We start from the raw sequence: 24,080 nt of genomic DNA, 5'->3' as shown, positions 1-24,080 counted from the left end.
TACTTTATAAATATTGCAATAATATTTACCTTTTTTTCTTAATTTTAAATTGTAAAAACAAGAGATAATTATTTGTCTTTTATGATTAGCTCACATCATCCTAATCTTGCTATAATAAAACGAGCAAATAACCTTGGTTTGTTTTCCTATAAGTAAATCTTACACTATTTATTTAATTTTGTTAATAATTTCTTTTTTAATCAATTCTGTAATTCGTTCACCATCGTTAATGGAAAAGGCATAAATTCGTTTATTTCTTTCTAAAAAATCATCAATTACTTTTAACACATTTTGGGGATTATGCCGATTATGATCAATGTCATCAAGTAATACCGCAATTTCTTCTTTAAAAGCATAAGAAAAATCAACTGCTTTCATAATAATGCGTCCTGCATTATGACTTGCAACTTCAAATGCTTCGCGTGACTTTTCAATATTATAACGTGAAATATGCTCTAAATGTTGCAATTCTTGTAAACGCAACATTAATTGTCGATTATCGTATGTTAATTTTTCAATAATTTCATTTTGTTCATAAATAACTGTCCGTAAATCTTTCTCTTGTTCTGCCATATTTTTCCCTACTTTTATGCAAATTTTGCAATTGTAATTCGATAATGTTGATTTTTTAATGGTAAAATTGCATTAATTTTAAAACGACCATACCATTTTATTGATATTATAATATCACAAGAAACTTGAAAAGTCTTATTATTTACCACGGAAAAATTAACATAAACATAATTTTAATCAACATATTTTTGTGCTTGTTGTCGTTAAACATTGCAAAGTAGTGCACTTACTACCGCATCTAGTCGTAAACTTTTTACTGTCTTTGTAAAAATAGTAAATTGGTATTCAATAACAACCGGAGCAAGATTAATCGTTCAAATTAATAAATTCTTTTGAACAATTAATGGGGCATCAACAAACACGGGAATAATTTTCTTTAAAACACTTAAATATAAATCATTCGCTGTGATATATAAATTGCCAATGACTGGTAATTCTAATTGTAATTGGTTTAAAATAAAACCAAGCACCTGATGATGTTGAAAAAAAATGCGATGTTGGTTGTTTCGCATGTAAAATAACCGTATGATCGTGGCTACTATTAAAGCTAACTGTTGCACGAAAACCATTTGTTAATGGTTTATGAATAACATAATTAGAAATTTTTTCTTGTGCCAAGATTGCTTGTAAAATTGCAATTTGCCGTAAATCAAGAAAATCTGTGTGAATAACTTGACCGCGGCGTGCTTGTTCACATCATCCTTTAATCTTATTAATTAATTCATAATCTTGCTGATAATGTTGCAATAATTGGGTTTTATTAAGCATCTTTTTGAATTGTAAATTGGTAGGTTTTATAATCAATTTTTTGAACATCACCATCAAAAGCATACATAACACCACTAATAAAGTCCAATAACCGTATTCATTCTGACTTTGGTAATTTTTCTAAATGAACAATTAATTGTCCTTTTGTCAATAATAAATCCGCCATTTTTGGAGCATCATTATAACTATCAGCAATGAAGCCAGTTGTCAAGACACTTGTATCACTATTAGTCTCCGAAGAATTTTGAATTTCGTTTTCACGCTCAAAAATCACCTTTTGAAAGGGTGTTTCTGGAACAAAAACAGGTTTTGCTAATGGTTGATCACTATGGACGATTGGTTCGGTTGGACTATCATTAAAATCAATTCGTGGTTGAGCGTCGTAAATACTTCGTTGTTTTTTCTTAAAAATGCTCATTATTATCAACTACGACGAACAAATGGTGGTAAATCATCATCTTCATCGTCATGTTCAACTACTTGATTATTATTAACATGCTCTCGTCACGCATTAATTCGACGGTTTGCATTTGCTGTTTCACGTTCAGAATTTTCTGATAAATTAGTGAAATAACTTGGTCGTTTACGAGCAATATCTTGATGATTGTTGTCATCATTAATCTCAGCGTCACGAGTTGGATGCGGTGCTGGTGCTTCATATTCTTCCATTGAAGGACGATAAGTATTATCCGGATTAGTAAAATTTTGTTCTTCATCAAACCCAGTCGCAATTACAGTTACAATCATTTCATCATCTAAATGCTCATTAACTGCTGTTCCAAAAATAATATTAACTTCGCCGCCAATTGCTTGTTTAACAATATCAACAGCGTCATTAGCATCATTTAAGGTTAAGGTATTTCCACCAGTAACATTAATAATAGCATCACGTGCACCACGGATTGACGCTTCTAATAATGGAGAAATAATTGCTTTATTAGCAGCTTCAATTGCTTTATCTTTACCTAAACCAATACCGATCCCAAATAAAGCATTCCCTTTATTTTTCATAACAGTCTTAATATCTGCAAAGTCTAAATTAATTAAGGATGGTACTGCAATTAAATCAGTAATGGTTTGAACTCCTTGGCGTAAAATATTATCGGCTTCTTTGAACGAATCTTTTAATGGGACACCCCCAATGACTTCTAATAAGCGATCATTTGAAATAATAATTAATGAATCAACATGCTTACGTAGTTCTTCAGTCCCTTGGATGGCATAACTATTGCGCGCACGACCTTCAAATGAAAATGGCGTTGTAATAATTCCAACGGTTAAAGCGCCTTGTTCTCTAGCAAGTTTGGCAATAATAGGAGCAGCCCCAGTTCCAGTTCCACCACCCATTCCAGCGGCAACAAAAACCATATCTGCCCCTTTTAAAGCATCTTTAATTTCTTCTGCTGATTCAATTGCTGCTTGGCGACCAACATCAGGATTAGCACCTGCTCCTAGCCCCTTGGATGTTTCTTTACCCAATACAATTTTATTTTTTGACTTTGAAACACTAATAATCTGGGCATCAGTATTAGCAACAATAAATTCAACCCCTTGCACACCTGCTTCAATCATACGATTAACCGCATTATTACCAGCACCACCAATACCGATCACTTTTATTGACGCGACTTGTTCATAATTATCAAAATTGTCCATAACCTTAATTCCTCCATTTTTTATATATTATACTATTTATTTAATATTTTGGTAGTATTTTGTTTATATTATTGTGAACTATTTAAATGCTGTTTACTTAGCGGCATAACCCCTTGTGCTGGATTAACATTGCCGCTTGGTTGGTAATGCTCACCATTTTTGTCACTTCGTGGTCCTTTTTTATCACCATTATTATTTAAGTAACGAATATAACGATGATCAACCGATTGAATATTTGTTGCACTAACTTTATTTGCTAAATGTTGATAATAAATATTTCCCAATAAGCCAGTACATCATGTTTCTTTTGCTCCTAATGTTGAAGCAATATAAACAGTAACATTTTTATCTTTATTTAACGCCAACAGATTTTCTTTAAATCCACTAATTCGTAAAATTTCACCAACAACAACCACTGGATAGTTATAGCGCCCTAAGCTATTAGCTAACTTTTCACTTAATGTTTCCATTTCTTCAGTTAAAACATGATTAACAATTCGTTTTAAATCATAATGGGTAAAGTTTAATTGTGTTTGGTGTTGATGATCATATTTGCTGTAAATAATTAAATTATCTTTACTATTATTATTTAAATTAATAATTTTGTATAAATATTTTAGTGCTTGCTTATTATCACAACTTAAGACATTACGTAACCGCGTAATTATTTTTTTAATCCCACCCGTAATAATAATTTGATCGCATAAAGTTTCACGAACAAAGACATAAGCGGTAATATTATCATAATCTCAATTAATAATTGTAATCCCATTTTGCAAATCAACTGGTGATGCAATATTTCACGCAAGACTAAACCCTTCTGGAAGGATACCCATAACTTCAATTTTGGCATATTTAAGGGTAGCAAAAATACTTTGAATAATTCGTTTTTTTGTTACATAAACAATTGCCTTAATACTTACTTTGTGCGCCGCCTGCCCTATTGGTGGCGCTGATAATGCTTTTTGTTCATTCAAAATGTAACGATATGGTCTAATAAAAAAAGTAGTTTCATCATCTAATAAAGGAACTTCTTTTGCTAATGTAATTAATGAATCAATATCATTTCTTGTAATTAGACGATCATGTGTTAAATTTAGCATTTTGGTTGAAGTTTTAATTGTCATATTATTAGCTGGAATACTAATTGCCACTCGTTCAATCACAATTCCTAATTGTCGATTTGCATCTTTAATTAAATTAACTAATTCTTTAGCCACATTTTTTTCATCAATAATGATACCATTATCACAAAAATGATATTCAAGATGTCTTTTATAAAGTACTTTAATTTGTGATTCAGTATAAACACCAACCATAAAACTAAAACTATAATTTTTAATTACTAACACAGCATATACTTCTTTTAACTTATATTCCACTTCGTTCACCTCCTCCTTTTAAAATTTTAGAATATTATTTCACCCGTTCTAATATTCTTAATTTAGCACTTGTACTCCGATGATTTCTTGCTTGTTCAGTTCCCGAAGGTACGATTGCTTTTTTGATAATAATCTGATAATCACTTTCAAAATGTGATATTACTGGTAATTGTTGATTTATTTCATAATTAGGATCTTTTGTTAAACTCTGAAAATATTTTTTAACAATACGATCTTCTAATGAATGAAATGAAATAACAACTAAGCGACCATGCACTGCTAATAAAGTTGTTGCTTGTAGTAATGATTCTTGTAAAACAAATAACTCTTGATTTACTTCAATCCGTAATGCTTGAAAAACTCGTTTTGCCGGATGTTTCGCTTTTTTTAAAATCTTTTGTGGCAAGCTTTTTTTAATGATTTCAACAAGATGGAAAGTAGTAACAATTTCTTGTGTATTACGAGCAATAACAATGTTTTTTGCAATTACTTTTGCAAATGGTTCTTCACCATAATCCTGAAAAAGTTTTGCTAAAGCTTCTTGTGAATAAGTATTAACAATGATTTTTGCGGTTAATTCTTGCTTTTGATTCATCCTCATGTCTAATAGACTATCATAACGATAACTAAAACCACGGTTATCATCATCTAATTGTGGTGATGATACTCCGAGGTCATATAAAATCCCATTAACTGCTTTAACTTGTCGTACTTGTAATTCAGCAGCTAAATTAACAAAATTATTTTTAATAATTTCATAATTATGATATTTACTTTCCTGCAAAATTTGTTTAGAAGCAATAATTGCTGCTTCATCTTGTTCAAAACAATATAGCTTTCCATTTGGAAGATGTTTTAAAATTTCAAGACTATGTCCAGCTCGCCCTAAGGTACAATCAACATAAATCCCATTGTTTAGAATATTTAAACCGGCAATTGCTTCTTGTAATAAGACTGTTTGATGTTTAAATTCCATACATTAAATTTTTTCCTCAAAATTTTTTGCCGCTTCTTCGATTCTTGGTGCTTGTTCAATATATACTTCTCAAACTTTTGGATCTCATAATTCTAAGTGGTCATTGTTTCCAATAATAACAACATCTTTTACAATATTTGTTTTATTTTGTAAAATGGACGAGATTTTAATTCGTCCAGCATTATCGAAAGTAGTTTCATCCGACATTGACATAATTTTTCGTGTCAAAGCCCGTCCTTCGGCTCTGGCTTGTCCAGTTGAAGCAACTTTTTCTGTTCACTTTAACCATTCAACTTCATTACGAACATCAATACAACCATCAAAACCAAGAGAAATAAAGACTTTATCATCTTTAAACTGTTCTCTCATTTTAGAAGGAATTGTTAATCGTCCTTTATCATCTAATGTATGATTGTAAGTTCCTAATAATGCCATTTTGCCCCATTCTCCCCCACTTTCATACATATTTTATTATAATATTTCCCATATTGCAACACTTTTCCTAAAAAATTTTTTACAAAAAAATAATCCTACTAATAAGTCAATAATTAAAGGATTTTTTAAAATGTAAATTGTAAAGAGAACAAAAATAATGGTCCACAACTAAGATATATAATCAAAAAAAAAAAAAAAAGAATCTCCTGATCCCTTCCCATAATTAGTTATTATAACCTAATCAACTCTAATAACTTCTTTATCCTTATAATATCCACATTCACGACAAACTCTATGTGGCTTAATTAATGCTCCACAATTTTTACATGCTATCAAAGTTGCTCCAACTAATTTAAAATGTGTTCGGCGTTTTCTTTTTGCCTGCTTGGATGTTTTTCGAAATGGTACCGCCATTATTTCTCCTCCTTTGTTGTTTTAACTAATTTTTCGTGTAACTGTTCTCATCGTGAATCCGCTTGAGCTGCTTGATACAATGCAAATTCTTCTTCCGAAAAAACTTGCCAAGTTGAATCACCACTAATTATTTTATCACTATTTTTAGATAAATTAATAGGAATATTCATAATTATTTCATCTCACGCATAATTTATTATATCAAAATTTTGCTCATTTAAGTAATTAATATCACTTTTTTTAAAAAATTTAAAACTATATTTATCATTTCATTCTAAATTAACTGGAACAGAAAAATGTTCTAATGTCTGAGCATCCTCAACAACAATTTCACCAATAATTGTTGCAATAATATTAATCGCATTAAGATCTGGGTGATAATTAATAATTCCCTTAATGGTAATATCTTTGATTCCTCTAATATTAACCGAATAATCTAGTAATTCTAGACTAATATTTAATGGTATATCAACGATAACTTGCGGTTGTTTAATAAAATCTGTTTCTGTATAAATCATTTTGTTCCCTCATTATTGACTTTTTCTGTCAAATTTGAATAATCTTGCCATAATAAAACTTTTGTTAAATTATTCATTAATATAATATAATATAATATGATTATACATTTATTTTTATAAAATATAAATGTGCTGTAAAAATGAGGAGCCAAAATGAAAATTATAACATATGACAAAGAAAACCAATTAACTGATTTACAGATTCAATTAATTGAAAAATTAAATAATGACATTCAAAGTGTTCTAGAATTAACTATTAACGAATTAGCAGATAGCCTTTTCATCAATACTTCAACCTTAAGTCGGTTAATTAAAAAATTGGGGTTTGAAAATTATAGTAAATTTAAAGTATGAGTTGCTGGAAAGTATAATAATATCAAAGAATTCGATATTCAAGAAAATGAGACAACTCTCCATAATATTATTGATAATATTTATAAACTGCACACTTATGCCTTAGATGAAACTTACCGAAATTTAAAAGTTAATCAATTAGAAAAAATCATTGATACAATTAATGATAGTGAACGAATTGTTATTTGGGGAATTAGTCGCCACACTTTAATTTGCGAAAATTTAAATTTACACTTAAATGTTTTAAAATATAATTCAACTTATCTTGTTAATTATTATGCCACAATTCAATTAATTGAAACTCTTAGTGAAAATGATTTATTAATTTTAATTTCAAAAAGTTTACAAGATGCTGAATATCATTTTCTAATTGATATTGCAACAAAACGAAATGTTAAAATTATTTTATTAACTATTAACAAAAAATATAAAGGACCACCTAATTTGCAAAAACTAACCTTAGAAAATACTGAAATTTTAAATTTTTATGTTGATAATCCCCATTATGTTTCGCGGTTAATGCTAATTAATATTGTTTTTGGGATGTTAATTGCAAAATATCATCCTACTCATAATGAAGAATACCAAGATTATTATACAGCCATTGATGAATGACATGAATATGTTAAAAAACTAAAATAACTAGTGAACATCTGCTTCAAAAGATGTTCTTTTTTATATGATAAATAAAATGCTGCCTAATTAAAAGGATTAAGCTTGTTTACGATAAATTATTAACTTAATCCTCAATAAATGTTCTTTTCTAACGAATTTGTAATTGTAATTTCTTCAAATTCATTTTAATTTGTTCAAATTGTTGGTTAATATCTGCTTCAGTTAACTGTTTTGTCATATCATTAAACGTAAAACTAATTGTTAAAGCAACATAGTTAGGCATTTCTTTATGATCAAAATACTGGTCAATAACTTCTATCGCAACAACATTTTTTACACCAGTTAAAATCTTTTTCTTAATTTGCTCATAGGTTACTGTGGCGGGTACCCAAATTGAGATGTCACGATTACTTGCGCTAAATTTAGAAAGCGGTGTAAAAAATGTTTGTTTTTTCTGCGGATAATTAAAAATTACCTCAAAATTAATTTCGCCAAAATAAGTTGCACTTTTTAGATTAACTTCTTTCTGATATGCAGGATGAATCAGACCAATAATTGCTAATAATTGTTTTCCTAAAAAAACATAACTAGTTTGATAAGGATGGTAAACCTTATTTTTTGGTGCTTGTTGATATGATAATTCATTAATATCAATTTGTTCACTTTGTACATAAGCTTCCAATAAGCTTTTAATATAATAATATGAATTAGAAAGATTATCTCCTGTTATTTTATTTTGAACAATTTCTACTTGGCTTACAAAGGCCCCATGATAATAGCTTTTCTCATTTGCATAAATTTTTTCAACAGTAAATAATTTAACATTTTTTTGATTTCGAGCATTATTATATCCGACACTATTTAATAAACTATTTGTTAAACTTAAGCGCATTACCACATGTTCTTCTGATAAGGGAGATAATAATTGATATGGTTTTTGATAATTAAAAAAATTAAAATTAGTAATTTCCTCTTGTTTAACTAATGCATATGTTTTTGCCTGATAAAAACCATTATTTAAAAAGAAAGTTTCAAAATTTTTAATTGTTTTTTCAGCGGGACGTTTAGCTTTAACTAGATTTGGTAAAACTGGCGGTTTAGCAATAATGTTATTATAACCAAATAAACGCACAATTTCTTCAATTAAATCAACTTTTTGGAAAATATCAGTACGGGTTACTGGTGGTGTCACAAACAATTGTTCGCCTTCTTCTTTAAATTGGAAAGCTAATGGTTCTAATAAAGCTTTAATTTCTAATAAGGTAAAAGAATGACCAATAAATTGATTAATCTCAAGTAAGGTAATGCTAATTGGTTCAACTGTTTTCTTATATTCTTTAATAAAATTTAAAACTGATAACTCTGCCAAAAAACCATTAATTTTTAATAAGTATAAATAACGTGATAATCCTAACCTAACAGTAGCATAACTAAGCGGTTTAATATAACGATGCAAATTAATATTACTAATGCCAACTTTTCGTTGTTGTTGACGCATTACAATATGATTTAAATGGAGTGCTAACACTGTTATTTCCGTTGTTGTAGCACTAATAGCATAAACCGGATTAACACGAATCCCAATTAATTCAACAAATTCATTCCCCTCAACAACAACTAAATCACCTTTTTTAATATTAAAAGTTTTATTTTCATAATCATCAGTAATTTTTAAAGGGTTTTTAATTTTATTAAAATCATAAAGCAATAATGGTTGGCCTGTCTCAAGCGTTGCTTTAATTGCTAAATCGCCAAATGGATCTGCTATATTTGATTGATATTCATTAATTTTTAACCAAATTCGATCTGATAATTTTAACGGACTTTTTTCTGGTGTTAATTTAACAACATTAACGCTAATTGCTGATTCAACTGCTGATGTTGCAATTACTACTTTTAATGGATTTTGATATTCTTTTAAATTTTCTGTTGATTCTAACTCTAACGGAAATAATTCTCGTTTAAAATAGCGAGCTAATTCACGAGCTAACTCGTAAGCACTTAAACAATCACTTCGATTTAATGTTAAATCAATCTCAAATAAATAATCAGTTAAACCAATTTTAGTTAAAATATCCTCAGCACCAATCATATCATATGAAACTTCTTTTTCATTAAAAGTTAAAATAATTTCATCTTGTTCGGCTGCTGTTAAATATTTTTCACCAATTCCTAATTCACTTAATGAACACATCATTCCTTCTGAAGCATATTCTTTAATTTCGCGTTTTGCAATTTTTGTTCCATTTGCTAAGACTGCTCCTGGACGAGCAACAACAACATATCCGTTTTCAGCTGGGTTACTAGCTCCGCAAACAATTGGATCAACTAATTCTTGGCCTGTATCAACGAGACAAAACTTTAAATGCGTATCAGGAATTTCATTAACCACTTGAATTCGGCCACAAACAATATTGCTATTACAATCAAAATTATGCGTACGTTCTACTTCAAAACCTAAACTATTTAAAGCAGCAGCAATATCAGCATTACTAATATCAGTAAAATCAATATATTTATTTAATCATCTTCTTGTAATAATCATTTTAAACCTCCTAATCAAATTTCTTAAATTGTTCTAAAAAGCGAATGTCATTCATATAAAAACGACGAATATCATCAATCCCATATTTTAACATCGCAATTCGTTCAATTCCAATCCCAAAAGCAAAGCCAGTTAATGTTGGATCTTGACCACATGCTTCATAAACAAGCGGATTAATCATCCCAGACCCCATAATCTCAATTCATCCAGTTTGCTTGCAAATTGAACAACCTTTACCTTGACAATTAACACAAGTAACATCAACTTCAACTGACGGTTCTGTAAATGGAAAAAAACTTGGCCGTAAACGGATTTGCGTCGCTTCACCAAACATTCTTTGGCAAAAGTATTGAATTGTTCATTTTAAATTAGCAAAAGTAATATTTGGAGCAACTAAAAATCCATCAATTTGCATAAATTGGTGTGAATGCGTAGCATCATCATCATCCCGACGATAAGTATTTCCGGTTGAAATCATCGCAATAATTTCGTTTTTACTTTTCATCTGCGAAATTGCACGGGCTGTCATATTGGTACAATGTGTTCGTAATAATGTATTTTTAGACAAATAAAATGTATCTTGCATATCACGAGCGGGATGCCCTAATGGTAAATTTAAACGTTGAAAATTATATTCATCATCATCAACTTCAGTTCCAAACACAATATCATATCCTAATTCTTGGAATAATTGAGAAATTTCATCAATAACTTGGTTTAAAGGATGCTTTGTTGCTAACACTAAATTATATCCTGGTAACGACAAATCAATTTTTTCTTGTTCAATTGTTGCTAATAATAAAGCATTTTCTAATTCTGTCTTTTTAGTTTGACATAATACGGTTAATTCCCCTTTAATTTGATTTGCTTTTTGTCCAATTGTTAAACGTTCTTGATGCGTTAAATCTTTCATTTTTTTCAATAAATCATTCAACATTGCTTTTTTTCCCAAATATTTTAATTGAAGCGTATTAACTTCCGCTACTGTTTTTGCTGCTTTAATTTTTTTTGTTGCTTGATTAAATAATAACTCTAATTCTTTTTCCATTGCTTGGTCCTTTCTTGTTGAAGTCTAATTAAGTTAGAAAAATCCTTGTCTATATTAAAAAATATAAACAAGGAGCAATTTCTTACGGTACCATCTTTTTTTACTAATAAATAGTCTTAATTACAGTTAACGAATCATTAATATCAATAATCCGGCTGGGATTAGCAGCTCTCATTAGGTGAATTCCTTAATATCTCACCAGTTATTTGCACCATCCATAACCTCTCTGACGATAAGCGTATTAATTACTATTCCTAAATCAACGATTTAATCTGAAATTTTATAATTTTATTATAACCTATTTTACTCAGTTAATTCATTTAGTTTCTGTTTTTTTACTAAATGCATAGATAATAGTCATGCTAAAACTAAAATAATCCCAATAATAGTTCCAACTTTTAATGGTGTTTGTCAATTTAATGGCAAATTAATAACAAATCTAAACTGTTCTAAAATAATATTAACAGCAAAATGCCAAATTAGTAAGGAAATAACATATGCAAAAAAGAAGGTAAATAAAACACCAAGAACATAATTACCAATCACAATAAAGTTTACTTGCCGTGGTTTATATCCTAAGGCTCGCATTGTTAAAATAACTTGGCTAGCTTCATCAATTACTGAAGAAGTAATAACTGATAAAATAATGAAAATAATAATTCCATTTAATATTTGTAAAATCAACAATGAATCATTTAACATCCCTAAGCCTGCTGATGCTAATAATTTTTGCAAGGTAATTAATTCAACATTATTTAGACCAGTAAAAATACTAATATCACTACCATCACTAGTTATTGTCGTCATAATTTTTCCTAAATTATCGGTAATATTATGATTAAAAATGTTAATTGTTAAGTTTTGCAACGAAATTTTATAATCTTGTTTCCCCATTAGTAAATCTTTTGGATTAATCTTATCATAAATTATTTTTTCCTTCGAAATTACACCATCATAAAAATCACCTGGTACTGGTTTTCCGTTAAAATCATAAAATAAAAATCGAATAGTATTAGCATTAATAAAAACATTACTTCGTGTTATATCATTTTTATTAATTCCTTTAACAACAATTGATAAATTATAAGTAGATCTTACATTTTTAACTGTAAATTCAAACGTGTCATTAATTTTTAAATTATTTAATTTAGCTATTTTTTCTGAAATAATTGCAGGAATTTGTGTTCTTGTTAATGGTGCCACAAACAATTCAGTCATTACGGTCTCATTAACACCTTTCATTTGGTAAAACTCTGCTCAAGTATCTGGTTCAATCCCTTTTAAATTAAGATCACTAATGACTGCTGCTTCACGATTACTTGGAGTTACAGCTAAATTAAGAACTGGCAATTCTGTTTGAGGATTGTAATACAATGTATTAAAACTAACAACTGTCTTAACATGGGTTTGGTCAATTAGATTACTTAAATTAATAATTTTTTTCCCTCAATCTGGTAAATTTTTTCCTGTAATATTTTTTATATCTTTAACAACTTGAATTAAATCAGTCAAATAAACTGATTGATAAATTGGCTGATAAAGGAGGAGTTTTCTTCATAATTCTATATCCATCGGATTTTGATGAATAGCCGTTGCTAATTTATTAAATTTTGCTAATGAAACGGCTTGTGTTTGTTCAACATCACTTGTTGGTAACACTTGAAAATGATTATTATTTATTAATTTTAATTTTTCTTCTCCTGTTGGAGTTCTATAACTTGTTGCCATTGTTAATAAACTTGGAAATTGGAATCGATGGTCAACATCTTTTTGATAAACATTACTAAACAAATAAACAATTTGACTAAAAATATCAGATGCATTAAATTGAATGATAAAGAGTAATGAAGAAATAAAGAAAATAAACATTACAATTATTCATTTTCAAAATCCTTTTAAAGTAAATGCCAATTGAATTCGAAACAAGAAACTTGTTTTACTAAAAATTTTTTTAATGCCAATTATTAAACCATAAAAATGCATTTTTCCTTCACCATTAATTAATACTAAACTTGGTTTTTTTAAATAACTCATTGTAAATAAAAATGATAAAGTAGTAAAAAAGACTGGAATAACTAAAAACAAAATTAGCATAAATCATCAAGAAACATAAATTAGTTTAAATGGAATTAATAATCCTGTTGTATATAATGTATTAACATATAACTGAATAGGAATACTGACACAATACCCTAATATAATACCAAATAGCATCGTAACAAAAAACTTTGTTGAAAAAATTCATGATAATTCAGTTGTTTGATAACCAAAAACTTTAAAAATTCCAATTTGCCGACGAGTGTTATTCATCTCTTTTTTCATTGTATAATTAATAAAAATAAAACCTAAAAATAAAAGCACAAAACCAATGGCACTATATAAAATAATTTGAATGTTAATATTTTGCGTTTGCATTGCAATATAATTATTTTCATATGGAATTAAAGTTGCTGTTGGATTAATATATCCTTGAGCTAAATTTTCTTTTAAAGTTAAAATTGCATTTGATGAATTTAACTTAATTAAAATTTTTTGACTTGGTTTTAAAGTAATAGTTCCTAATTCACTACGGACATTTGCATCTTGAAATTGAGTGTAAAATCGCTCAGTTGTAAATAAAACACCATATTTCCGAATATCATTACTATTATTAATTTTTAAATTTGTCTGCTTAATAAAATTATCTAAATTATTTCCAATCCCAACAATTTTTAAATTAAATTTTGGGTTATTTGGAATGACTGAAAAAATATCTCCAATCTTTAACTTATTTTGCTCCGCAAATAAACTACTAACAACTGCTTCATCATTTGTTATTGGTAACCGTCCTTGATATAACTTCAATTGGTTAAAATTAACTGGTGCTGTTTGTTCTAAATTTTGTACTACTGCAGGAGTAATCTTTAAAGTATAATTTGAACTAGTTTCTTGTTTAAATGAAATCGTTTCAAAAACACCAACAGAATATTCTGGCAAAGTTTTTTGTGCTAATAACCGTGTCACCATTTCTTTTGGTTGATTTCAATTATATTTTTGAAAATAAAGATAGGCAATTGGATTAACACCATCAATGTTTTGATACATTCCTCGGTATTGAGCAACTTCAAATAACTTAGCCATAATTTGACTTGTTGAGCAAAATTGTTGTAATGCTGGAAGACTATCACAAACACTTTTTGTTGTTGTTCACCAACTACTGTTTTCATTTAAAATTGCTTGAGGAACTCCGGTAACACTAATCTCTTGCTTATTTTTATCAATAAACTTATTATGCAAATAATAATCTTCCATAAAATTAGGTTTATAATCTTCAACACTAAAAAAACCATAATCTCATTGCTCAGAGGTATAAATTAAATCATTATATTTTATTTTATATTGTAATGCCCCTGATAAAATTCCGGCAATTGTTGCAATAATAATGATAATAAAAAGAATTAAGCCTCCTGCTTCAATTCAATTTTTAAAATATGCTTTTAAATAACTTTTTAAAATTTGGCGCATTCTTATTCTCCTTCTTTCATTTTAAACAATTATATCAAATTCAAAAGTTATAAAAATAACTAAAATAACTACTTTTTAAAATTAATAGAATCTTCATTTCCAATAAGTTCTGCTAAAACAAAGCCAATTTGGTCAATAATGTCTGTTGGCAAAACTGGTTTTTTGTATTGTGAAATTTCATCCCCAGCTAGCCCATGTAAATATGTTCCAACGATTGCTGCTTCAAATAATTCATAACCCTGACCAACTAAACTGGCAATTAAACCAGTTAAAGTATCACCCATTCCAGCAACTGTCATATAGGGATTACCTGTCCCATTAATATACACTCGATTACCATCAGTAATAATTGATTGATATCCTTTTAAAACAACAATAATTTTATACTTGTTCGCAAATTCTTTTGCAATATTAATTCGATTATTTAAAATTTCTGGCACACTTTTATTAATCAAGCGTGATAATTCTAAGGCACGGGGTGTTAAAATTACCCATCCACGTAGTTTTCGTAATAAAGGGGCATCTAGGACATTAATTCCATCAACATCAACAACAATTGATCCTTTATAATTATCTAAAATATAATTTAAAGTATTATATGTCCGTTCTGTTTTTCCTTTTCCCATTCCATAGGCTACCACATTAACTTTGTTTGTTAATAAATCTAAAATTCGGGCTCGGTCAGAAGCATCACAGAATGTGATTTCTGGAGCGGTATTATTTGTTTTTTCTAATAATTCTGGTGATAAAGCCAAATTACTAATCCAAATCCAGCATTTAATGCCATATTAGCAACTAAGGTTCCAGGATTTAATATTCTAAACTTGAAGCAAAAATAAGTAAATTGCCATAGATGCCTTTGTGTGAAATTAGCGAACGAGAATGTAATTGGACACTATCCGTATAAAATAAGTTGTTATCAATTAATTTTGCACAAATACTATTAATCTCTTGCTGATAAAAACCCAATTGTCATACAACAACTTTTCCTAAGTAAAGAATAATATCATAATTAATAAAAGCTGATTTGTAAGTAAAAAAAGTGATAGTTTTATTTGCTTTAATTGCAATTGTTGGAATTGTTGCACTATCATTTTCAATTCCGCTTGGAATATCACATGCTAAAACATATTTTTGACTTTCATTAACTTTTTTAATAATTTCATCAATAGCCGGTGGCATTTTTTCATGATAACTAATACCAAAAATGCAATCAATAATAATATCAGTTCATAAAATTACTGCTTCAATATTATCATCAAGAAAAGTCATTGTTACATTCCGCAACTTTTTAACTAATGAATAATAATATCCAACTTCTTTGTTCCATCATAATCATTAATTAATTTCGCTAAACAAAAGCCATCCCAACCATTATTACCAACATTAGTTAAAATTAAAAAACTATGAACTGCTAAATTCAAATGATGAAATAAGCCTTCTGCTGCTTTTGCCATTAATTTAACTGGAGGAATATCAAATTGATTAAAAATAAAATTTTCAAGATTTTTTGTGTCTTGTTGATTACTAATATAAAGCATATTTCTTAACTCCTTACTTGATTATATTAAATTAAAAAGAAAACCATTTTAAATCCCTGGTTTTTTTAAAATTTCAACTTTTTCACGATAATTTGGCATATATTTTTCAACATAATATCAAAACAACTTAGAATGATTATGATGAACTAAATGTGATAATTCATGAATAATTACATATTCCAATACTGTTGAATCAAAATGAATTAATTTTGTATTTAAAACAATTTTTTCCATTTGAGGATAACAAACACCTCATTTGCGAACCATTGCTTTAATTGTTAAATTTTTATAAGATAAATTCATTATTGTTGCTCATTTATTTAATAATTGCTCAAATTTATAACTAAATTTTTGCTTTAAAAAATGATGTAACTTCTTAACATTTTCATCATAACTACCAGCATCTTTTAATAAAAAATATTGTCGATTAACAATTTTAGTATAAATATTCTCATTCGTTAGTTGCAATGGATATTTTTCATTAAAAACATAAACATAACCTGTTCCATTTGGATTAATAACAATCTTTCGATAATTATCGTGAACATCAATTACAGTAATAATTTTCTTAATATTTTTATAAATTAGAGCTTCAATTTCTCAATCATGGGCATAACTAGGGGCTGATACTTTAATTTTACCATTATTAACATTTAACACAATATTCTTTTGTTCTTTAATAATTAAATCATATTTAATTAAATTACCCTGATATGGTAGCACTTTTTCCAATGCCATGATGTTCCTCCCCCTAACATAAATATGGATTAATTAATGATTATCATCTATTTTATCATCATTTTCATTTTCATTCTCAAAATTATGGTGTAACTCTGATGATTGCAAAGAATTATTAGTTGCTGGTTTTTTTGTAATATCTTCACGGTATTTTTTGCCAGCTGTTCAAATTTTATCAATATCACCTAAAAAAACTTTGCCATCATAAGAACTATCAACGCGAGCATTGGGATTAATGCGTTGTTTACCACTTGGTTTTGGAACTGAACCAATTCGTTCAGCTAATTCTGTTTTATCTAATGACATATGTTGTTTTGATTTTGGAATAATAATTGAATCATATGAATTTAATTTTCCTTTTGAAGGCGAACTTTCCGTACTAAAAATAGGTGCTGAATAATCACGATGTTTAATAATATCACCTTTTTGTACAAAGTCACCTTCTTGTTCAATAAGTAGTCCTACGGGTGATTCATCAACAATTCCTTCGTTCTCTTTAATTGTAGGTAAATATTGCCCTTCTGCACCAACACGAATTGTTGGATTTGAATTAGTAGCATTATTATCTTCTTCTACTGGGAGAAGATGTGCTTCACCTTGTTCATGTAAAAGAGCATTCCGAGCCATCTTCGCTTTCAATAAGGCCATCTTTGCTTTTAAATCATTTGTTGTTGAAACTGATTTGTTGTTAATAGGATTTTTTGTTTCTTCAAGAAGAGTAAGTTCACTTTGACTTACCATTTCTTTTTGGGGTGTTAAACCACGAGCACCAATTTTACCAGTTTCAAAATTAATCGCTGTTAAATGATTTTTTTGATCTTGCGTTAATGATTTTGTTTTTCGTGTTTTACTATAATAAGTTATTGCAAATCAACTACCAAAGAAAGTTAATCCTGGGCCAATAAATAACAAAATAAATCCTGAATTAATCGGTAAATTTAATTTAAAAATATTTAAAACAGCATTAAGACTTCTTGGTTGACCAGCAAGCGCAACAGCCATTGTTAATAAAACGCAAGATATTAATCCAATAATAAAAGCTCAACTTATTCCAAAGACTTTATAACTATTATTTTTTGATAAATAATTTGGAATTAAATACATTAATACTAAAAAACTAGAAATTCCAATTAAAATAGCACCAACTAATTCTGGTTTTGTAATTATATTATTATATACTGTCATATTTGAGAACTGTAAAACCAAAAGGGCAATATCTTGTAATAGCATGTATGCAGCATTATAAAGGAACATTTGACTATTAATTTTATTTGCTACCATAATTAATATCCCAAACAGTAACGCACTAAAAATTCCGCCAATTGTTAAGAAAGTTAATGACACTCCACGTAATTTCTCCATTTTTTTCACCTATCTTTTAACCATAACAAACCATGCATATTATTATTAATTATATATTGTAATTATACCCTATTTCTATAAAAACCAATAATAAAATGTAAAAATTGTTTGTTATTTACCATTTTAATTAAACCAAAATTTAAAATAAAAAAGATACTAGTTTTAAATTTAAAACTAGTATCACTTCACATAATCGTAACATAACTTTGACTCAGGGTAATGCTTATTATGTTGATAATTATATTTTTTCAGCAATAATTAAATAATTCAAGGTATATATATTATGTTTATTAATTATGTTTATTAATTATGTTTATTAAAAATCGATTTGCTACTTAGTTTAAAGGATTAAAAAGAATGGACATATTTGTATAACAAATCATTTTACAGACCAGTTTTTTGTAAAATAGACAAGGGAATTCTTTTTAATTATTATTCTGAAACAACTAAAAGTTAATATGTTTTGCTAATTGATATTTGATATTTAATACATTCCAACCACCCTACCAGATTCAAGAAGATTGATAAATTTAAAAATAAAATGAATTAGCCGCTAATTGCTAACTAACCATTAAATGAATGTTAAACTTTATAATCCTGAATCATAATAACGTATATCCAATTACATTATATAATATATTATTTTATTTTCAACAAGATAATGCACTTTAAAAATTAAAAAATAACTTTTTTGAACTTGTAAAAAACTATGTTTATTTAAGCAATAAAAAACTAGTTTTAAATAAAACTAGTTTTACTCTAACATTTTTTCAATCATAATTACTTCATTTTATTTTTTATTGCAATGTTGCAATAATTTGATAAAATGGCTGTTTTGTTAAAATTGATGCCATTTTATCAGAAGATGCCAAAATTTTTGAACCTGGTTTTGCGCGAAAAACAATTTCTTTTTTATCTGGATTATATGGCTTGTCAACTAAAAGCTCATCATATCAAAGGTCTTTATACTGTTCTGCAAAAGATTGTCCCAACAGTTGTTTAACAACAGCATAGCGAATGTCATTTAAATTATTTCCAGTATATGTTTCATTTAGTGTAACTTTAATTTGTTCCATATTTTTTGGTTTTTCATTGTTATAATTTAAATATTTACGGTGATCTAAAATAACATGAAATTTAAAAGTAACATTAGAATCATTAAAAATATTAGGTACACTACCACTTAAGTAAAAAGTACCATTTAATTGATCATAAATATTAATATCTAAAATCCCACCTTGCATAAAGGCTTGCATAATAGCTTGACTATAAAAAGCAGAAAAATGATTACGATCACCACTAAATTCCATTAGAGCTGCCGCTATAATTAATGTACTTCCTGTTGGGTCTTTCTTTCAATTATTATAAATATCACTAGCTAAATAAACATTCCCTAAATTAACAACTGGATACACTTGGTCAAACGTAACAGCTTCTGAGATAATTTCTAATTCACCAGTAAAATTACCTCCTTCTTTTGCAATAATTTTATAATTATTATTATCTTCCACAATAACTTCAACATCATCAATTGTAAAATTTGTGCCATTTAAAACATTCATCACTGCTAAAACACGAGCAGGATCTGCTGGTTTATCAACTGCTTCTTCTGAATATGGTAATGAAGTCAAAGTAATAATTTTTGTTAAATCATTTGTTGATCAATCCAAATTAATTTTTTTTTTGCTAAAAATGGTTGATTCGAAACATATGGCATTGAGCGAATTGTTGCTGTTTTCATTCCTGGATCAAGATCAACAGCAAAGTTATCTGAATTATAATTTAACTTTTGAATAGCTGCTTTGATACTAGCAACATTTGGAATGACATGATAATTGGTTTTCTTTGCAATATCAGCAACATTAGTGCAACTAACAACTGAAGTAATAGAAGCCGAAGTAAATGTTAGTGATGCTAAAATCATCATTAATTTTTTCATACTTAAAAACTCCTTTATCACAAAAATAAATTATTCATAAATATTATTTTTAAAAATATTTATTATAAACCAAATAAGGGTGGACAATTTTCCTTTTTAAACTGAATTAATAATTTTGTTTTTCGTAATTGTGCTTTTAAAAATGTTCGACAAATTAGTGATTTAATAATCACTACAATATTCATTTGTTGGAGAAATCGAATCATTGCGGCAAATAGATCAACTGTAAAGTTATTTATAAATAATTCATTATAAATTTCCATATTAGTTCAAATAACAAAACAAGTAATTTTTTTAAGATAAAACCCATAAATAACAACTAAAGCAATTGTTAATAGCAATGATAAACCAATAATAAGATAAAAAATGTAAAATAAATTTAATAAAATTAAATATGGAATTCGTGCTAAATGTTGATTTTGAACTAAAACAATATAGCGTTGAAAATTATAAGCTAATGTTATTGTTAATAAAATTAAATTTAATAGTCATGTTAAAAGAACAAATCAATTAGTTTTAAGCAATAATTTATAATAATGGTCAAATGATTGTTGATAAAAACAAAAATTAATTAAAATTTGCGTTAAAATTCCTACCACAAAAATAGAAACAAAGGAAATTAACACTACATAAGCTAAATTAAAAAGAACATTATCAAAAACAAAATTATTTACTAGATAAATAATTCCAATTCCTCAAAATAAAAAAACATAAAATAATAATGCTAATAAAAAGAAACTAAGAAACTTATGATAAAAATTATTATATTTTAGATTCATTGTTATCACCTTTTATTAATTATATCACTTTTTATTAATAAAAAATTGCTAACAATAGCAATTAATCATCTAACTTTAAAACAGCCATAAAAGCTTCTTGAGGTACTTCAACAGAACCAATTGCTTTCATTCGTTTTTTTCCTTCTTTTTGTTTTTCTAACAATTTCTTTTTCCGGGTAATATCGCCACCATAACATTTTGCTAATACATTTTTACGCATAGCTTTAATATCTTCTCGCGCAATAACTTTATGATTAATGGCTGCTTGAATTGGAACTTCAAAATTTTGACGGAGAATAATTTCTTTTAACTTTGCACAGAGAGCTTTACCACGACCATAAGCAAAATCACGGTGAACAATAATTGATAAAGCATCAATAATTTCATTGTTTAGTAAAATATCCATTTTAACTAATTTATTAGGACGATAACCAATAAAATCATAATCTAACGAAGCATAACCTTTACTAATTGATTTTAACCGATCAAAAAAATCAAAAACAATTTCATTTAATGGCATCTCATAAGTCAAAATTCGTCGCGTATCATCAATATACTCTAAATTAACATATGTCCCACGTTTATTTTGACATAATTCCATTAATGAACCAATATATTGTTTGGGGGTCATAATTGTTGCTTTGACAAATGGTTCTTCAATGCGATCAATTTTTTGCACAGCGGGTAATTCACTTGGATTATCAATGCTAATCATTTCCTTATTTGTTAAATAAACATGATAAATTACCGATGGTGCAGTTGCAATTAACTCTAAATTATATTCTCGTTCTAATCGTTCTTGGATTACATCCATATGTAATAATCCTAAAAAGCCACAACGAAAACCAAAACCTAATGCTTGCGATGTCTCTGGCTCATAAACAAGGGAAGCATCCGATAACTGAATTTTTTCCAAGGCTTCTTTTAAATCTTTATATTTAGCAGAATCAATTGGGTATAGACCACAAAACACCATTGGGTTCATTTTTTTATATCCTGGCAATGGCTGTTGCGCTGGATTAGCAACAGTTGTAATCGTATCACCAACCCGAACATCACGCACCATTTTAATACTTGCTGCTAATCACCCTACTTCACCGGCTCCTAATTGGTTTTTTTTAACTTCTTTTGGGGTTTTAACTCCTAATTCGGTAACTTCATAAACAGCACCGGTATTCATTAATTTAATTTTTTCACCAACGCGAACAATTCCTTGCTTAACTCGAATTGAGACCATTACGCCTCGGTATTTATCATAATATGAATCAAAAATTAATGCTTGCAACGGATTATTATCATCGCCGTCTAATGGGGGAGGAATATCCTTGACAATTGCTTCTAATACCTGTTCAATATTTAATCCTGTTTTAGCACTAATTAATGGTGCATTTGTTGTTGGAATTCCAATTAAATTTTCAATTTCTTCTTTAACGCGGTCTGGGTCAGCTGATGGTAAATCAATTTTATTAATAACAGGAATAATTGCTAAATTATTATCAATTGCTAAATAAACATTAGCTAATGTTTGAGCTTCAATTCCTTGTGCTGCATCAACAACTAAAATTGCTCCTTCACAAGCTGCTAAACTACGTGATACTTCATAAGTAAAATCAACATGTCCTGGAGTATCAATTAAATGAAAAATATACTCTTGTTGATCTTGAGCCCGATACTTTAACTGAACAGAATTTAATTTAATTGTTATTCCTCGTTCACGTTCTAAATCCATTGAATCCAATAATTGTTCTTGCATTTCTCGTTTTTCAACTGTTCCTGTTAACTCTAAAATCCGGTCTGCTAAGGTTGACTTTCCATGGTCAATATGAGCAATAATTGAAAAATTACGAATTAATTTTTTCTCCATTTAAAATTGAAACCCTTTCTATCAGCAGTTATATCCTCTTATATTATTATACATAATTTTAGTAAAATAACCTGAAATAGCTGGTTTTAATAATAAATAATTACAGCCAAATTGAATTTTTAAAATAAATACAATATAATATAAAACACAATTTAAAAAATGAAACTATGGAACAATTATTTTAAAAATTTTATTAGCATTTTTTTATATCACGGAATGGGGAATACTTGTGAATACTAACTTTACAAAATATTATAATCAGTTAATGGCTGAAGTAACTTTAATTACGAATGTTGAAATTTGACTGTATAAAAAAAAGTAGGGTATAAAAATATAAAGAAATTAAATAAAAATAATTAAACCATTTACTAAAATGGTTTTTTCAAATAAAAAAACAACCCTTTAACAAGAGTTGCTTTTTTGGAGCTTCATCGTACATTATACAAAATATAAAAATTTGTTGACAATAAAATTAAACATGGTATCTTTAAATTAAGTATGTGGATTATTTATTCCATAATTTCTTAAAATATATTAAATACCCTTAAATAATTTATACAGCCAAAAATTTCTGATACAAAAAAAGATTGGTTGTATACATTATTAAAAAATTTAAAAACTTTTAACACGAAACAAATTAACTTGCAACAACATGAAGGGTTAATTTATCAAATTATGCGTGTTATTAATCAAAGTACTGAATTTATTCATAACCGCATTAGTAATGCTCTTAACGAATATCGCAAATTATATCGACAAAATTTTAAAGTTAATTTAAACATGCGGCAAGAAAATTTATGAATTTTTGATTATTGTGAAAAACAACTACAATCTAATTATGACAAAAAAATTAAAATTTTACGAGAATCAATCATTAACTATTATTACTTAAATTATTTAAAAGATAAAATTGAAGAAACATTAAAAATTATTAGTTTTTCAGCACGAACATTATAATAAAATGAATTATGTAAAATGAAGTGCAACAAATCTTTATTAATTAAATAATATAATAAAAATTACAAAAATCAACCATAAATTTAAAAAAATTAAAAATATTTTAATTTTT

Annotated in this window: 24 protein-coding genes; 2 read left to right on the top strand and 22 right to left on the bottom strand. The window is 27.7% G+C overall.

Annotation, left to right across the window (positions count from 1 at the left end; genetic code table 4):
• Window positions 1-168 precede the first annotated feature (168 nt).
• From C6B38_RS08175 to C6B38_RS08135, 10 genes are all read right to left on the bottom strand, one after another.
• Complete coding sequence (locus tag C6B38_RS08175) at window positions 169-573, bottom strand: hypothetical protein (protein WP_004028804.1); 405 nt, start codon at window positions 571-573, stop codon at window positions 169-171.
• Between the two features lie 14 nt (window positions 574-587).
• Entirely contained in the window at window positions 588-722 is a 135-nt protein-coding gene (locus C6B38_RS12030) for a hypothetical protein (protein WP_255401141.1), read from the bottom strand.
• 157 nt (window positions 723-879) lie between these two features.
• Entirely contained in the window at window positions 880-1,341 is a 462-nt protein-coding gene (locus C6B38_RS11610; RefSeq protein WP_233485696.1) for a hypothetical protein, read from the bottom strand.
• A complete protein-coding gene (locus tag C6B38_RS08165; protein WP_105299253.1) occupies window positions 1,334-1,759 on the bottom strand; it encodes a cell division protein SepF in 426 nt (141 codons plus the stop codon). Before C6B38_RS08165 ends, C6B38_RS11610 begins: the two co-directional genes overlap by 8 nt.
• 2 nt (window positions 1,760-1,761) lie before the next feature.
• Window positions 1,762-2,997, bottom strand: coding sequence for a cell division protein FtsZ (gene ftsZ, locus C6B38_RS08160; RefSeq protein ID WP_105299252.1), 1,236 nt, complete (start codon window positions 2,995-2,997; stop codon window positions 1,762-1,764).
• 68 nt (window positions 2,998-3,065) lie between these two features.
• A complete protein-coding gene (locus tag C6B38_RS08155) occupies window positions 3,066-4,379 on the bottom strand; it encodes a cell division protein FtsA (RefSeq protein WP_105299251.1) in 1,314 nt (437 codons plus the stop codon).
• A gap of 34 nt (window positions 4,380-4,413) precedes the next feature.
• Window positions 4,414-5,355 (bottom strand): 16S rRNA (cytosine(1402)-N(4))-methyltransferase RsmH, encoded by a 942-nt coding sequence (rsmH, locus tag C6B38_RS08150; protein WP_105299250.1) that lies wholly within the window; start codon window positions 5,353-5,355, stop codon window positions 4,414-4,416.
• A 3-nt stretch (window positions 5,356-5,358) separates the two neighbouring features.
• Window positions 5,359-5,790: a division/cell wall cluster transcriptional repressor MraZ gene (mraZ, locus tag C6B38_RS08145; protein WP_105299270.1), complete on the bottom strand. Its 432-nt coding sequence runs from the start codon at window positions 5,788-5,790 to the stop codon at window positions 5,359-5,361.
• A 237-nt stretch (window positions 5,791-6,027) separates the two neighbouring features.
• On the bottom strand, window positions 6,028-6,204 hold the full coding sequence (gene rpmF / locus C6B38_RS08140; RefSeq protein ID WP_004027582.1) for a 50S ribosomal protein L32: 177 nt from the start codon (window positions 6,202-6,204) through the stop codon (window positions 6,028-6,030).
• A complete protein-coding gene (locus tag C6B38_RS08135; protein WP_105299249.1) occupies window positions 6,204-6,722 on the bottom strand; it encodes a hypothetical protein in 519 nt (172 codons plus the stop codon). The genes rpmF and C6B38_RS08135 overlap by 1 nt, the downstream gene beginning before the upstream one ends.
• A 153-nt stretch (window positions 6,723-6,875) precedes the next feature.
• On the opposite strand from C6B38_RS08135, the gene C6B38_RS08130 reads away from it, so the two are divergent.
• Window positions 6,876-7,718, top strand: coding sequence for a MurR/RpiR family transcriptional regulator (locus C6B38_RS08130; protein ID WP_105299248.1), 843 nt, complete (start codon window positions 6,876-6,878; stop codon window positions 7,716-7,718).
• A gap of 121 nt (window positions 7,719-7,839) precedes the next feature.
• On the opposite strand, the gene pheT is transcribed toward C6B38_RS08130, so the two are convergent.
• The 12 genes from pheT to lepA form a co-directional block, all read right to left on the bottom strand.
• On the bottom strand, window positions 7,840-10,236 hold the full coding sequence (pheT, locus tag C6B38_RS08125) for a phenylalanine--tRNA ligase subunit beta (RefSeq protein WP_105299247.1): 2,397 nt from the start codon (window positions 10,234-10,236) through the stop codon (window positions 7,840-7,842).
• Between the two features lie 10 nt (window positions 10,237-10,246).
• Window positions 10,247-11,284 carry a phenylalanine--tRNA ligase subunit alpha gene (gene pheS / locus C6B38_RS08120; protein WP_105299246.1) on the bottom strand — a complete coding sequence of 346 codons (1,038 nt, stop codon included), beginning with the start codon at window positions 11,282-11,284 and terminating at the stop codon, window positions 10,247-10,249.
• Between the two features lie 303 nt (window positions 11,285-11,587).
• Window positions 11,588-14,788 carry an ABC transporter permease gene (locus tag C6B38_RS08115; RefSeq protein WP_105299245.1) on the bottom strand — a complete coding sequence of 1,067 codons (3,201 nt, stop codon included), beginning with the start codon at window positions 14,786-14,788 and terminating at the stop codon, window positions 11,588-11,590.
• A 68-nt stretch (window positions 14,789-14,856) separates the two neighbouring features.
• On the bottom strand, window positions 14,857-15,543 hold the full coding sequence (locus tag C6B38_RS11605; protein WP_233485695.1) for an NAD(P)H-hydrate dehydratase: 687 nt from the start codon (window positions 15,541-15,543) through the stop codon (window positions 14,857-14,859).
• A 55-nt stretch (window positions 15,544-15,598) separates the two neighbouring features.
• On the bottom strand, window positions 15,599-16,075 hold the full coding sequence (locus C6B38_RS11600) for an NAD(P)H-hydrate epimerase (protein WP_233485694.1): 477 nt from the start codon (window positions 16,073-16,075) through the stop codon (window positions 15,599-15,601).
• An 8-nt stretch (window positions 16,076-16,083) separates the two neighbouring features.
• Window positions 16,084-16,329 (bottom strand): hypothetical protein, encoded by a 246-nt coding sequence (locus C6B38_RS11595; RefSeq protein WP_233485693.1) that lies wholly within the window; start codon window positions 16,327-16,329, stop codon window positions 16,084-16,086.
• A gap of 48 nt (window positions 16,330-16,377) precedes the next feature.
• Complete coding sequence (locus C6B38_RS08105; RefSeq protein ID WP_105299244.1) at window positions 16,378-17,067, bottom strand: M48 family metallopeptidase; 690 nt, start codon at window positions 17,065-17,067, stop codon at window positions 16,378-16,380.
• A gap of 33 nt (window positions 17,068-17,100) precedes the next feature.
• Complete coding sequence (locus C6B38_RS08100; RefSeq protein WP_105299243.1) at window positions 17,101-18,429, bottom strand: MFS transporter; 1,329 nt, start codon at window positions 18,427-18,429, stop codon at window positions 17,101-17,103.
• Between the two features lie 797 nt (window positions 18,430-19,226).
• A complete protein-coding gene (locus tag C6B38_RS08095) occupies window positions 19,227-20,099 on the bottom strand; it encodes a hypothetical protein (RefSeq protein ID WP_105299242.1) in 873 nt (290 codons plus the stop codon).
• Window positions 20,075-20,368, bottom strand: coding sequence for a Vmc-like lipoprotein signal peptide domain-containing protein (locus tag C6B38_RS08090; protein ID WP_105299241.1), 294 nt, complete (start codon window positions 20,366-20,368; stop codon window positions 20,075-20,077). Before C6B38_RS08090 ends, C6B38_RS08095 begins: the two co-directional genes overlap by 25 nt.
• Window positions 20,369-20,430: 62 nt before the next feature.
• Window positions 20,431-21,147, bottom strand: coding sequence for a hypothetical protein (locus C6B38_RS08085; protein WP_105299240.1), 717 nt, complete (start codon window positions 21,145-21,147; stop codon window positions 20,431-20,433).
• 61 nt (window positions 21,148-21,208) lie between these two features.
• Window positions 21,209-23,011 (bottom strand): translation elongation factor 4, encoded by a 1,803-nt coding sequence (gene lepA / locus C6B38_RS08080; protein ID WP_105299239.1) that lies wholly within the window; start codon window positions 23,009-23,011, stop codon window positions 21,209-21,211.
• Between the two features lie 591 nt (window positions 23,012-23,602).
• Between lepA and C6B38_RS08075 the strand changes: the two genes are divergently transcribed.
• A complete protein-coding gene (locus tag C6B38_RS08075) occupies window positions 23,603-23,968 on the top strand; it encodes a hypothetical protein (RefSeq protein WP_233485692.1) in 366 nt (121 codons plus the stop codon).
• Window positions 23,969-24,080 lie beyond the last annotated feature (112 nt).

It is taken from the genome of Spiroplasma sp. ChiS (assembly GCF_002968355.1).
Classification (GTDB): Bacteria; Bacillota_I; Bacilli_A; order Mycoplasmatales; family Mycoplasmataceae; genus Spiroplasma; species Spiroplasma citri.
This window is presented reverse-complemented; position numbering and strand designations above follow the sequence as displayed.